This is a genomic window from Paraburkholderia caffeinitolerans (assembly GCF_902859945.1).
Lineage (GTDB): Bacteria > Pseudomonadota > Gammaproteobacteria > Burkholderiales > Burkholderiaceae > Paraburkholderia > Paraburkholderia caffeinitolerans.
This window is the reverse complement of the sequence record NZ_CADIKL010000036.1, coordinates 1-13475: the sequence shown is the minus strand read 5'-3', so window position 1 is coordinate 13475 and position 13475 is coordinate 1. Positions and strand designations below refer to the sequence as shown.

Genomic DNA, 13475 nt, shown 5'->3' with positions numbered 1-13475 from the left:
CCGGGAGCGATGCTATGGATAGTGAGGGCCGCCATCGCGCCTGACAAACCATTTGTCGTCATATAATGCGTGAGTAAAACTCACGCATGTCGTCATCCCATTCCCGTTATGTTCGACCGGCTTCCCCCTTTGCAGACCCTGCGCGCCTTCGAAGCCACCGGGCGCTTGTTGAGCATGACGCTGGCGGCCGAGGAGTTGCACGTCACGCACGGCGCGGTGAGCAGGCGTATCAAGACACTCGAAAACCACCTTGGCGTTGCGCTGTTTCAGCGTCTGACGCGGCGGATCGTACTGACCGAAGCGGGCGCCGAATTCCTGCTGGCCGTGACCCGGGTGCTGGCGGAACTAACGAAGGAGTCGGAGCGCTTGCGCGCTCACGACAGCCGCGACGGCCACGGCCGGGTGACGCGCCTGAAGATCAACTCCAGCGTTTCGTTCGCGAACAAGTGGCTCGCGCCCCGGCTGCATCGGCTGAAGGCGCGTCATCCGGAACTCGACGTTCATCTCGAAGTGACCGACAAATATGTCGATCTGAACGAAGGCGAGGCCGATGTCGCGATTCGCTACGGCAGCGGGCGTTATCCGCGTGTGCTAGCGGAGCGGATTCTCGAAGAGACCGTGACGCCGGTTTGCAGTCCGGAATATTGGAGGGCGAGAGCAGGCATGCCTTCGGTCGAGAGTCTTGCACGCTGCACTTTGCTGCACGAGGACGGCATGCTGGCCAACTGGGAGCAATGGCTCGCACTGGCAGGCATCAAGGGAATTCGCAGCGACCGCGGATCGGCCTACAGCCATGGGAGTCTCGCCATCGAGGCGGCGATTCGCGGTGAAGGCGTGGCGCTTGGGCGCAGCGTGATCGTGGCCGACGACATTGCCGCTGGGCATCTGGTTGCGCCGTTTCCGGAGATCTGCCTGAAATCGGAGCGCGGTCATGATCTCGTCTATCGCATCGGCAGCCGCGACGACTCCAAGGTGTGCGCTTTGCGCGACTGGCTTGCTGATGAGATACGGCGGTTTCTCGGCTAAAACAAACTCGCTTGCCCCGAAACCAGCGTTTCAAATTCCTCACGCAGAAACGGCAAAATGGCGTCCGCCACCGGCTGCAACTGTCGACTCAAATAAAACCCGTAATCGAGAGGCGAGCTGAGCGTTTCCAGTGGCTCAGGGCCCGCGGTCGTCATCACGTAGCTGATCCAGCCGCCGTTTTGATATTGCAGAGGACGGCCTTTAGCGCGGTTGAATTCGTCGGCGACGCGCGCGGCGCGCACGTGCGGCGGCACGTTGCGCTGATAGTCGCCAAGCGGCCGGCGCAGCCGCTTCCTGAACACGAGCTGCTCATCGAACTCGCCGCTCAGCGTGCGCCGCACATAATCGCGCACGTAGTCGGCATACGGCTCGCGTTTGAAGACTCGCCGGTATAGTTCGCGCTGGAATTGCTGGGCGAGCGGTGTCCAGTCGGTGCGCACGGTCTCCAGCCCTTTGAACACCATGTCGTCGCTGCCGTCTTTCGTGCGCGCGAGACCCGCGTAGCGCTTCTTGCTGCCTTCTTCCGCGCCGCGCACGGTGGGCATGAGAAAGCGCGAATAATGGCGCTCGAATTGCAGCTCCAGAGCGCTTTGGAGACCGAAGCGTTCGCGCAATTCGGTCTGCCACCACTGGTTGACATGCTCGACCAGCGCGCGGCCGGTGCGCGTGGCGTCTTCTTCCGTATGCGCGCGCTTGAGCCAAACGAAGGTGGAGTCGGTATCGCCGTAGATGACGTCGTAGCCTTGCGACTCGATCAATTCGCGCGTCTTGCGCATGATCTCGTGTCCGCGCATGGTGATCGACGATGCGAGGCGCGGGTCAAAAAAACGGCAGCCCGTCGAGCCCAGCACGCCATAAAACGCATTCATGATGATCTTCAACGCCTGCGAAAGTGGCGCATTCTTGTTGCGCTTGGCGTTCTCGCGGCCCTCCCAGACCTGGCGCACGATCTCGGGCAGGCAGTGCATCGTGCGCGAGAAGCGCGCGCCGAGAAAGCCCGGCACGGTTTCATCGTCTTCGCGTTCATCGCCGGCGTGGCGCAAACCTTCTATCAGCCCCACGGGATCGATCAGAAACGTGCGGATGATCGAGGGATAAAGGCTCTTGTAGTCGAGCACCAGCACGGAGTCGTAGAGCCCTGGCCGCGAGTCCATCACGAAGCCGCCGGGGCTGTTTTCGCCTACTACGTCGCCGAGATTTGGCGCCACGTAGCCGAGCCGGTGCATGCGCGGCAGATACAGATGCGTGAACGCCGCGACCGAACCGCCGCTGCGGTCGGCAGGTAATCCGGTGACCGAAGCGCGTTCAAGCAGGAATGCGATCAGCTCGGTCTTCTCGAAGATGCGCGTAACAAGTTCGCAATCCTTGAGGTTGTAGCGCGCGAGCGCGGGCTTGTCTTCGTCGAAGCGGCGCTGGATTTCGTCCATGCGCTGATACGGATTGTCGACGGACTTGCCTTCGCCCAGCAGCGTTTGCGCGACGAATTCGAGGCTGAACGATGTAAAGCTCCAGGTGGCCGAGCGCAGCGCCTCGATACCGTCGATGATGAGTCGGCCCGCCGCGCCCGCGAAGTAGTGGTTCTGGTTGACGCTATGCTCGCGCCACTCCATCACGGCGCCGCCGCGTCCGAGGCGCAGCGGCACGCCATATTGCTGCGAATGCGCGTGCAGCACGCGCAGATCGAACTGCACGAGATTCCAGCCGATGATGGCGTCGGGATCGTGCCGCGCCATCCATTCGTTCAGACGCACGAGCATCTGTGCGCGGCTCTCGCAGTATTCGAAGTCGAAATCGAGCCCGCTCGCGTCGCCGTTTTCGGGGGCAAGCATGAAGACCTGGCGCTGGCCGCAGCCTTCTAGCGCGATCGAATAAAGCTCGCCCTGCGCGCTCGTTTCGATGTCGAGCGAGACGAGCCTGAGTGTCGGGCGATAACCGGTGGCCGGCTTCAGTTCGCCGTCGAGCAGCAGTCCCGAAGCATCGGGCGTGCCGCGAAACAACACGGGCGCCGTGATGAAGCGCTCCATCATGTAGCGCTCGGGCGGCTGGATATCGGCTTCGTAGACGTCGACGCCCGCTTTCGCCAGGCGTTTCGCCGTGCCGGTCAACTGGCGGTATTGCGGCGCGTAGAGGCCGACCACGGGCCGCTGCCGAAAGTCCTTCAGTTCGAGCGGGCGCAGTTCGGCGCCCTTGTTGCGCTCAAGCATGCCGAGCGCGGTCTCGCGTTGCGCAGCCGGCACGAACGCGACCGACGTTTGCGGGCGCAGGCGCAACTGCCGTGGGCCATCGGGCGTTGCGAGCCAGAAGTCGACTTCGGTATGGTGGGGCGTGTCGCGCCAATGTCGCGTCAGGATGAAGCCCGGCTCGAAGCCGGGTTGAAGCTCGGTCACTGTGCGTACCCGCAGGCCTGTGGTGTCTGCGGGAATTGTAACGCTACCGGGCGGTGTGACTTGAAGAGGGCCGACGCTTCGTGCGAAGCGCCGGCCCCGGGTGCCGCGGGTATGACGCGTTACGCGTCCGAACTACTCGTCCGAACCGTGGCCGAGCCCGAGGCCCGGCAGCGAGTGCGTGCCTTCGGCGGCAACGGAGTGCAGCAGTTGCGGATCGAGATCGAGCGCGCGCAGGATCGTCGGCGCGACCTGCGTGGTCTGCACGCGCGCCTGGATCGCGCGGCCGCCGCCATGCAGGCCCGCATACGACACGACGAGGCCGAGATGGCTATCGTCCGGCGCATTGCCGCCGTGCTCCTCATCCTTCGTCTTGCTCGACGTGTAGATCACGCCCGGGTTCGGCTGCACGACGATATCGGGCGTGCGGCCGAGCGACGGATCGCCGAAGCGCGCGGTCAGCGCGTTGCCGCTGAGAATGTACGCTTGCGGGCCGTCCGCGCAGATGCCGGGCACGTTGCACGAGAGGTTCTGCTTGAGCGTGGCGACCACGGCGTCGCGCTGCGATTGATCGCGCAGCCAGATGAGACCCACGTCGTCGGTCTGCACGAAGCCCGTGCCGACGAGACCCGTACCGTCGTTCAGGTTGCCGCTCTTGGTGTTGTTCTGGCCGAAGTTGCCGTTCGGATCGAGATAGTTGCTCGTCTCAAGCAGTTTCGTGAGCGTGTCGCCATTCTTCACGAGCTTCGTGTGATCGCTGGGCGACTGGCCGTGCTTGGCCGTGACGATGATGAGCGTCGACGCGTAGAGGTTTTGCTGCTTGAGCGCGGCAACGATGAGGCCAAGCGAATTGTCGAGATACGTGATCGCGCCCGACACGTTCGGCCCCGGCGTGAAGCTGGCGTCGAGATAGCCGCCGCCGTTGGCTACGGTGGCCTTCTCGGCCACGCTCAGCGTCTGGAAGTTGGTGCCGAACAGCGTGGGCACGGGCTCGTTGCGCGTGCCGGTGGAGTCCTTGCCGTTGATCTGGTTGATCAGCGCCTGCACGTGGAAATCGTCGAACTGCTCGGTGTGCGTGTACACATCGGTGTAGTTCGTCTGCGTGACCGGGTCGATCGAGTTGATCTCGGTGCGCGCGAGGTCATCCACGCCGCGACCCGAGGGGCCATTCAGCCAGTCGTAGCCCCATGCATGCTTGTCGGCCCACGCGGTGTGCGAGCCGGGCAGGTTCTCCTTCACGACTTCGAAGATCGTGTTGGTCTTCACGTAGTCGTGCGGATAGACCGGCACGCACTTGGCGCCTTTGCGCGCGCGCGGAATGGCTTGCGGATTGAAGTCGCCGCCGCCGTCGAGGTGCACGAGCGCGCCGCCGTTTTGCGCGTCGATGCCGGTGGTTTCGTCGAACACGACGTTCCAGCCCTGCTTGCCCACGCAGCCCGTGTCGCTGGGCGCGTAAAGCGTGCGGTCGTACGAAACGTCATAGAAGAGGCCGGCCGTCTTGGGCGAGCCACCCGTCACGAGCGCGGCAAGGCCCGGAAACGAATCGGACAGCCCGGGCGTATAGGCGTTCGTATACGTGACGCCCGACTTCGCGAGCAGCGCGAGATTCGGGCAGGTATTGCCGCCGATGCAGCGCGCGACGTCCTGCTCGTGCAAACCGTCGAAGCTGATGAGCAGGACGTGCTTGATGCCGCTCGTTTCGCTCGCCTGCGCCGGCGCGAGTGCGCTACCCACGGCGAGCGCCATTGCGCTGAGCGCCACCAGACCTGCCGACCATCTCCTTGCCGTTTTCATCGTTCACCTCTTTGTTCGTGTTTGTGGGGGGAATCACGCGAAACAGAAGTGGCAATGTGCCGGGCGTATGCGTCGAGGCGATGAACAACAACTTTCAATTACATTCTGTTACATGCGCCCTGCGGCACGAGCAGGGTGCATGGGTGCGAGCGCAACGGTTGTCGACGCGCGCTAGCTGCAGGCGAAACTGCTCGCCGAATTCACATCCCCATTGGTGTAGCGGGCGAACTTCGGATACGGGCACAGCGGGCGCGTCCGACCCGCACCCCACTCGGCCGGAACCTCGCTGTTCGGCAATGCATTGGAAGCGTCCCGAGCCGTGGCAATTACCCTGTCCGGCGCTTGGCCGTTCTCGACCCACGCGACCATCGGCGTCAACATGTCGAACTGATCGGCTGCCGGCCCGCCGCTGCAGTGATTCATACCCGCCACCGTATAGAAGCGCGCGAAATTGCTCGCATCTCCGCCATTCGCTGTGGACAAGCGTTGATACCAGTCCGTCGTATCGTCCGATGAGAACACCGGGTCGCTCGTTCCGTGATAGACGATCAGCTTCGCGCCGCGGTTCTTCAAGTTGCTTAGGTCGGTCTCATTCGGTGGGGTCATGAATGGCCATGCCGATTCCGAATAAGCTCCGCTCGTCGCGAAGATTTTCGATGCGTCGTTGTCCATGCTGAAGTTCAGTGCCTAGGCCGAGATCTGGCTGAGTGTCGACGCGCTTCGCGGCGGCGACGTGAACACGAATGGCGCGGCCATCGGGTCAAGCGTGATCGAGGCACGCTGTTTCCACGAAGCCCAGCCCGCACCGTTGATGCCGACGTCATACGGGAACGTGGCGTAGAGGGCGGTGCCGGCGCTGTCGCGCGCACCCGAGAACAGATTGCCGATCGCCTGCTTTTGATCTGTCGTCAGACAGGCGCCGTCACGTACATTGCTGGTGCAGGTCGGAACATTCGTAGCGAGGTTGAAATTTGCCTGGCATACCTTGATATCTTCGACCATGCCATCGGCTACGCCGTCGAGCGCATCGCATTTGGCAATCACCTTTGACGCGATAAGCTGGCGTTCAGCCGTGGTCAGGCAAGCGCTGAACGAAGCGGGCCTGGGCGAGGGCGTCGTCAACGTCATCACGCATGCGCCCGAAGATGCGCCAGCGATCGTCGAACGGCTGATCGCGAATCCGGCGGTCAAGCGCGTGAACTTTACCGATTCGACACGCGTGGGCCCGATGCGCGCGCGCATCATCAGCGAAGTTGAGCCGTACGTGCAGGACGTGGTGATCACCGGCATGAATCGCGACGATGTTGGGGCGATGATCTTTCCACGACTGGATACGTGTCGCGCGCTTGCGGGGCTTGGGAGTGAGGCGACTGCGCAAGAGGTTTTTAATGCACCGCCCGTGCGCGAGCTTTTCTCCGGAGTGCTTGCACGTTTGAATGAGTCGGCGACGGGCAGCGCGACGTTTATTGCGCGTTTGCGGTTGCTGGTGCAGCCGCCTTCGCTCGATCGTGGCGAGATTACGGATAAAGGCTCGATTAATCAGCGCGCGGTGCTTCAGCACCGCGCGGAACTGGTTGAGGCACTTTATGCGGAGGATAGCGAGGGCAGCGGGGTGATACGGGCGCGACGTGAGGTGCCGGCCCGCGTGCTATGAGCGCGTTTCTCCGTTCAAGCCCAGGGGCTGGCGATGAACTTTAACGCGCCTTGGAACTCGATTCCGGAACCGCCCTTGATCGGGATGCGAGCAACGAGTGGCGACGTTGTTCCTGCGTGTAGCGGTTGCAGCTTCAGTGGCGTCTTCGTGGAAGGAGCGCCCGTGGCCGTCTGCTCGCTTTCCCACCAGTAAGAGGCGGTCCAGGGCATTTGAGTGGTGTCGAGTTCGACGATTACTGCATCCGCGTAAATGCTGCTGCCTTCAAAATGATCCACATCCGCATCTCGTCCACCGATCTGAAAGTCCGGCGTGCGCACGGCCAGTTGCACGCGGTACGCCACGGTCGGATTCTTCGGGTCCCGCTTTCCCCAGTTCGCCATGAAGATGGTAGAAAGCGCTTTTTCGAGCACAGGTGTCTTGCCTCGTTGCGCTCGCACGTCCCTGTGCTCGAACACGGCTGACGAGTCTTCTTCAGCGATACGGCGCGTCAGGAACCAGCGTTTATTGCGCAGGGAAATGATCACATCGACGGGATATTTCGCTTCGAGCGTTCCAGCGGCATCCGCATTCGCAAGATCGCCGGTCGGCATGGTGATGTCATTCACTTCTAGCCAGACGTCGACGCGGTAGTCGCCAAACAGAAAACGCTGGAGGTTTTGATAGCCCTCCTCGCTGTTGACAATGCCGAAGTAACCGGAGTGGCTACGATAGACGAAAGCCTTGGCGCACGGCGTTTCCACCTGATTCCCCGTCGCATCGACCGTGACTCCTTTCAGATCGGCATTCTGGATGCGAACCAGCCCGTCGCTCCCTTTTCCCACGAAGGTGCGCGACAAGCCCATGCCTACTTCGTAGTCGAGCCGGTTCGTACCGATCAACGTGAAGATATTCGCGGGGTCGAGCGCGTCGGCGGGGCAGCGGGCGACGTCGTCAGTTTGCGTCTGCCAGGCCGGAACCAGACCGAGGTATTTGCCCATCACGGAACGGTTGAAGGTATTGATTTGACGATTCGTCAGGAAACTCGGCACATTGAATCCGCTGAATTCGATGCCATTGTGCGGTGTCGCATAAGTGAAAAGTTTCTTCACGGTCTTGCGGACGTTCTGCGGATCGCACCGTGGATTCTGCAGGAAAGCTCGCGCGACGAGTCCGCCCATGGAATGCGCTACGAGAAAACAGCGGAATTGCTCCGGTGCATCGTATGCGCCCTTGGTTAGCAGGACCAGGTCGCGCAATCGTGCAATGAGTACGCTCAGTTGTGCCGCGAAATCTTCGATCGGCGGGACGACACCATTGCCGAGGAGCGTCGATGCGGGATCGTAGTAGTGGAATATCACAATCGAGCGACGCGGCACCGGTTCGTTGAAACCGGGGCTTGCCAGATCCGTCCCTTCGCTGACCACGTTCACGTACTCATGATTTGCCACGAGCCGTACGACGGGCGACTCGAACACGAAGCGCGCCGCTTCCGTATTGCCGGGACGCGCTCGATAAACAGTCGATCCTGAATTGAAGCCGCAAAAGGGGTCCGCTGTGGTTTCGTCAATGTCCGACTTGTTCATCGCGAAACCACGGATGTAGACGATCGGGTGATACGAATCGGGATTTGCCGTCCGCATGGCGCGCTCCGCGGCTGCTATTTACGCACGGGAATAGTCGACGAAGCCGACAAGCGTTTCATCCGTCAACTTCCTTCGCGTCAGGCGGAACACACCGACACCGGACCGGGATCCATCGGTGTTTGTGTTGCCTTCGATCGTTTGGAGGCCGCCGCCGGGAAGTAATGTCTCGACGATGCCGGTATGGCCCAGGCCGCCACCAAAGTCGAGAATGAAGATCATGCCAGGTTGCACCAGCGATCGGCTTTTCAGGGCTGAGGCTGCGGTGACGCGAGTCACATTCGGCAGATTTCCGGCGCGTTGCCAATGCTGAATGCAACCCGCTGTCTTTGGCAACGGCGTTGATCGTTCCAATTGTTGCGCCGCCTGCAGAAACGACCAGTAGACAAAGCACATGCACCAAGCCCTGCTGTCGATCGTGCCGGACAGCGAAACACCCGTGCTTGTTAGATAACGGTCAACCATGGGGCCACGGTTCGATGCGCGCGGGACCTCCATTTGACCCACCTGGCTCGACGCGACGGCGATCGCCTGCGCGAGTATGGGTACAAGCGGCTGTACGTCTACGGGTGTCGCGCCGAACAGGGCGTTCCACGTATGGACCCCGACCTGTCCATCCACCTTGAGCGGCAGCCCACTTTCGTCGCAATGCTGGGCCTGAAACAACTTGACCACCGATTCCATGGCCGCGTCGAACTTCCCATTGGTGCCGCCCGCATATCCACGCGCAGTGAGTTGATTCTGAACCGCCGAAACGGACGCCGTGGCGGTCGATCCAAGTGAAAGTACTGTTCCATCGAATGGCAGCATTTTTCGTCTCCTGGATATCCAGATCGACTACGCGATTCTTCAAGCTCGTATAGGGGTCTTACGCTTACATTTACCATTCATTTGTCATTCACTTTATCAACAGCCAGGAAAAACTAAAGGTCGATTTTTGCACTCGTATGTACGGTACCGAACAGATGGACCCACTCCCCATCCTTACCCCGCACACCCGCCCCGGCCTAAACAATTCCATTCAATTGAGCGAAAATAGGTCCGGAATTAAAACGACATCGGGAAGGGCAATGAACTTCAAAAGTCTCGTAACGGCGCTCGCATTGAGCATCGCGCTGCCTGTATTGGGTGCATCGGCAGCGCATGCACAGTCAACGCAGCAGGCAAAGCAAACGCAAAAGGAGCCGGCATCCTCGGGCCAGGCGATCGCCACGCAAGGTACCGCCAACGGCGTTCCGGCATGCATTAGCTGCCACGGCGCGAATGGCGAAGGCAACGCGGCAGCGGGATTCCCACGGCTCGCCGGTGTGGGCGCGGACTATTTCGAAGCGCAACTTGAGGCATTCGCCGATGGCAGCCGCGAGAACGCGGTGATGCAACCGTTCGCGAAGAACATGTCGGCCAGCGAACGCACCGCCGTGGCGCAGTACTTCAGCAGCCTGCCTGCTCCGAAGGGCATTCGCACGCAAGATCCGGCCGACGCTACGCCGTCCGATAGCGGCGCATGGCTCGCCACGCGAGGCCGATGGCAACAAGACCTGCCCGCCTGCGTGCAATGCCACGGGCCGGGCGGCGCGGGCGTCGGCGCCGCATTCCCGCCGCTGGCGGGACAGCCTGCGGCGTATATCGAGGCACAGCTCAATGCCTGGAAGAACGGCAAGCGGCCGCCTGGCCCGCTTGCGCTGATGCCGGCCGTCGCGAGCAAGCTGAGCGACGCCGACATGCATGCCGTCGCGCTGTATTACGCGCAACAGCCTTCGCCCGAAGCGGGCGCAGCGGCTGGGGCTTCACAAGCATCGGCGCAAGCCGCTGCACAACCTGCTTCGCAACCCCAGGCGGATTCCAGCAATCACGCAACGCCATTCCAGCTGCCGCCCGAAAGCGCCATGCCTGGCGGCGACTTTGGCAAATCGGTGAAGCTCGGCGAGCAAATCTTCCGGAACACTGGCCAATACGCGGGCAAGTTCGTGGGCAACTCGCTGAGCTGCGCGAATTGCCACCTCGATGCGGGCCGTAAAGCCAATTCGAGTCCGCTATGGGCTGCCTTTGTTTCGTACCCGGCTTATCGCGCCAAGAACGGGCACGTGAATACATTCGCTGAACGACTGCAAGGCTGCTTTAACTACAGCATGAATGGCAAGGCGCCGCCGCTGGGCGATCCGGTGCTGGTCGCGCTGGAAAGCTATTCGTACTGGCTGGCCACGGGCGCGCCCGTGGGCGCCAAAGTAGCCGGCAAGGGCTATCCGAAGCTGCCCGCGCCCGCCGAGAAAGCGGACTACGCGCGCGGCGCCAAGGTCTATGAGCAGCATTGCGCGGCATGCCACGGCGCGGATGGCCAGGGCAAGACGAGCAATGGCCACACGGTGTTCCCGCCGCTATGGGGCGCGCGTTCCTTCAACTGGGGCGCGGGCATGCACGAGACGCAAAACGCCGCCGGCTTCATCAAGGCGAATATGCCGCTGGGTCTCGGCGGCACGTTGACGGATCAGGAGGCCTGGGACGTGGCGACCTTCATGGACAGCCATGAGCGACCGCAGGATCCGCGTTTCAAGGGATCGGTCGCGCAAACGCGTGCGAAGTATCACGACACGCCGAACTCGCTGTATGGCACGGTGGTGAATGGCCATCTGCTTGGCAGTCCCTGAATGCCGTTCTTCTTCTAGCAATCGAAAGGCGGGCCGTTCTGGCCCGCCGCCGGCTCAAAGGCTCAATTCAAAGACTGAATTGCCGGAAATCGAGCGGCGACATTTCATAGGCGCGCCGGAACGCTCGATTGAAATCCGACGCGCTATTAAAGCCCAATGCATACGCGATTTCGACCACGGCTTTGTGGGGATAGCGGCGCAGGTCCTCGGCCGCCTGACTGAGGCGGCGATTGCGGATATAAGCCGCGAGGCCGCCTTCATTTTCGAATAGACGATAAAGCGTGGGGCGCGAAAGCTGCGAAACGCTTAATACGCTTTCAGGCGACAAGTCCGATTCGTGCAAATTCTCATCGATATAACGACGCACATGGGCAAATGCCGCGGCCCGCACTGCCGCGCGTGCATTTCCGGTGAGCCCCGCTTCCTTGCCGAATGCCGCGCCAATTAATAGCGCGCAAGTGCGCATGGCTTCCTGTGATTCGCTTTCGCTCATGTGTGTCAGGCCGCGTGCAAGCTCGGCGATTTGTGCGGGAATCAGGCGCGCGATTGGCGAGCGATATTCGATCACGCTGCCATGAATCGATTCGGGCTCCGGCAGCACGGATGCGAGTAGCGAGCGCGGCATGAAAAACGCCATCACGCGACAGCCGGTGCGCGTCATCTGCATTGGCTGACCCATGTCCAGCGCGAGAATACCGGGCTCCGACTGCGTGGCGATGCGTTTCGGATAGGCGCCCGTGCGCGTTTCGATTGCGCCGTCCACGAGTACATGAAAAACATACTGGCGCATGGCGTCGGTGGAAATGCGGGCGGCGGAACGGGCTTGCGACACCGGATCGGTCTGGCAGTCCATGAACGCGAGATCGCCGCTGCGCCAGGCGTCGATGGTGCCGCGAAAGCCGCGGGCCTGATCGGCATGCGAGATTGGCACGTCGAGAAAATAACCAATGCGTTGGCGCCATGCGGACAATTGCAAGTGCGGCGCCTCATGCTCGGTACTGAAACGATCGTGCGGATAATCTGCCTTTGTCGCATTGCTGGTGGCGAGCGCTAGCGTTTGCCTGGACACATTACATTTCATATTTATGAAATCCCCGAAATCAATGCATTGCGCCACTTTATGTGTGCGCCCTATTTAGAATGCGATGCCAGCCCCGTGGTCCGTACGAGCATGCCATTCAATGGCGCATTTCGCCTACAAATGCAAGAAATGAACCGGGATGTATGGATATGAGGGTTTATACCTAAGTGTTCTTCCACAAAATTGTTAAATTCTCCGCTTAGAATGAACCCTCTAATTTCACTGCGGCGGTGGCGGAAGTCCTTCGGGGCGTGCCGATCGTAGTGTTTTAGGGTCGTGTTGGATGGCGGCCTGAAATTCATCCATTTCGCATCACTAATCATGAGGCATTGCCGATGACCGAGTCCGTGACCCTTTCCGCACCCGATCGTCTCCGCGCCCATTATGAATCTGGCGTCGCGGTATTTTTTGCTCTTGCACAGCCGGCGTTCGGGAGCTTCGAAGCCATCGTCGCGCTCAATCTGCAGACGGCTCGCACGGCGATCGCCGAAAACGAGGCCGCGCTGAAGGGCGCGCTTCAAAGCGGCAATCCGGTTGAGCTTTTCATGCAGCAACTGAATGCTTCGCAGCAAGCTGCTTCGAAGGCGATGTCGTATGGACGTAAGGTTTTCGATATCGCGGCCCATGCGCATGCTGAATGGACCCAGATCGCGCAGGCGCAAACCGAGCGGCAAGAGCAGTGCGTCAAAGCGCTGGCCGAGCGCTTCTCGCAAAGCGCTCCCGCCGGTACGGAGCCGTTCGTGGCTGCCATGAACTCGACGTTTGCGGCCTATGGCAATGCTGCCGAGTCGGTGCGCACGATGACCCGCCAGGCCATCGAGGCCGCGCAGGGCAAGTTCGATAAGGTCGCCGCTGCTGCGCAGCGCTCGACGCAAACGGGGCCGGCTGCGAACTGATCGCTACGGCGCTGATTCTTCACGGAGCGGCGCGGCTGCAAATCGACAAGACTGCGCCGCGCCATCCGCACACTTCCACGCTTTTAATTCATACCAATACGTCGCGCAAATTTAATGCGTGCATCCTCTGATTTGTCATCTTCGTGTGACAGGACGCAGCTACGCTCGCTGAGAAATAGCCGTGGCGCCGCTTTGGTTGCCATCGCGCCGTACAGCGCAGGCAGCATGAGTATTTTTAACGCAGGAGTGGAAATTGACTGACATTGTGATCGTTTCGGCCGCGCGTACCGCGGTGGGCAAATTCGGCGGTTCGCTGGCAAAGATTGCCGCGCCCGATCTGGGCGCGCTGGTCATCAAGGCGGCGCTGGAGCGCGCG

At 61.2% G+C, this 13475-nt stretch carries 9 protein-coding genes and 3 pseudogenes; 6 read left to right on the top strand and 6 right to left on the bottom strand.

Going from position 1 to position 13475, the window contains the following annotated elements; genetic code table 11:
- Window positions 1–108 precede the first annotated feature (108 nt).
- Window positions 109–1026, top strand: a complete 918-nt coding sequence (gene gcvA, locus HV773_RS27335; RefSeq protein WP_129563872.1) for a transcriptional regulator GcvA — start codon at window positions 109–111, stop codon at window positions 1024–1026.
- On the opposite strand, the gene HV773_RS27330 is transcribed toward gcvA, so the two are convergent.
- The 3 genes and pseudogenes from HV773_RS27330 to HV773_RS27320 form a co-directional block, all read right to left on the bottom strand.
- Window positions 1023–3413: a DNA polymerase II gene (locus HV773_RS27330; RefSeq protein ID WP_129563873.1), complete on the bottom strand. Its 2391-nt coding sequence runs from the start codon at window positions 3411–3413 to the stop codon at window positions 1023–1025. The two genes, gcvA and HV773_RS27330, sit on opposite strands and share 4 nt — an antisense overlap.
- A gap of 132 nt (window positions 3414–3545) precedes the next feature.
- Window positions 3546–5204: an alkaline phosphatase family protein gene (locus HV773_RS27325; RefSeq protein WP_129563874.1), complete on the bottom strand. Its 1659-nt coding sequence runs from the start codon at window positions 5202–5204 to the stop codon at window positions 3546–3548.
- A 171-nt stretch (window positions 5205–5375) separates the two neighbouring features.
- Window positions 5376–6341, bottom strand: a pseudogene (locus HV773_RS27320) (tannase/feruloyl esterase family alpha/beta hydrolase); the annotation flags it as partial.
- Window positions 6342–6423: 82 nt separating this feature from the next.
- Here HV773_RS27320 and HV773_RS27315 point away from each other — a divergent pair.
- Window positions 6424–6858: pseudogene (locus HV773_RS27315) on the top strand (feruloyl-CoA synthase); the annotation flags it as partial.
- 14 nt (window positions 6859–6872) lie between these two features.
- On the opposite strand, the gene HV773_RS27310 reads toward HV773_RS27315, so the two are convergent.
- Both HV773_RS27310 and HV773_RS27305 read right to left on the bottom strand, forming a co-directional pair.
- Complete coding sequence (locus tag HV773_RS27310) at window positions 6873–8477, bottom strand: esterase/lipase family protein (RefSeq protein ID WP_129563876.1); 1605 nt, start codon at window positions 8475–8477, stop codon at window positions 6873–6875.
- Between the two features lie 21 nt (window positions 8478–8498).
- Window positions 8499–9287: a peptidoglycan-binding protein gene (locus HV773_RS27305; protein WP_129563877.1), complete on the bottom strand. Its 789-nt coding sequence runs from the start codon at window positions 9285–9287 to the stop codon at window positions 8499–8501.
- Window positions 9288–9424: 137 nt separating this feature from the next.
- Here HV773_RS27305 and HV773_RS37300 point away from each other — a divergent pair.
- Both HV773_RS37300 and HV773_RS37005 read left to right on the top strand, forming a co-directional pair.
- A pseudogene (locus HV773_RS37300) lies at window positions 9425–9907 on the top strand (c-type cytochrome); the annotation flags it as partial.
- Window positions 9896–11122: a c-type cytochrome gene (locus HV773_RS37005; RefSeq protein ID WP_281365304.1), complete on the top strand. Its 1227-nt coding sequence runs from the start codon at window positions 9896–9898 to the stop codon at window positions 11120–11122. The pseudogene HV773_RS37300 and the gene HV773_RS37005, both read left to right, overlap by 12 nt.
- Window positions 11123–11189: 67 nt before the next feature.
- On the opposite strand, the gene HV773_RS27295 is transcribed toward HV773_RS37005, so the two are convergent.
- On the bottom strand, window positions 11190–12098 hold the full coding sequence (locus HV773_RS27295) for a helix-turn-helix domain-containing protein (RefSeq protein WP_227875519.1): 909 nt from the start codon (window positions 12096–12098) through the stop codon (window positions 11190–11192).
- 440 nt (window positions 12099–12538) lie between these two features.
- Here HV773_RS27295 and phaP point away from each other — a divergent pair, with 440 nt between their 5' ends.
- Together phaP and HV773_RS27285 are read left to right on the top strand one after the other, a co-directional pair.
- Entirely contained in the window at window positions 12539–13099 is a 561-nt protein-coding gene (gene phaP, locus HV773_RS27290; protein WP_227875520.1) for a TIGR01841 family phasin, read from the top strand.
- 253 nt (window positions 13100–13352) lie between these two features.
- Window positions 13353–13475, top strand: a 123-nt coding sequence (locus HV773_RS27285) for a thiolase family protein (protein ID WP_484555905.1), incomplete at its 3' end; no start/stop codon positions are given.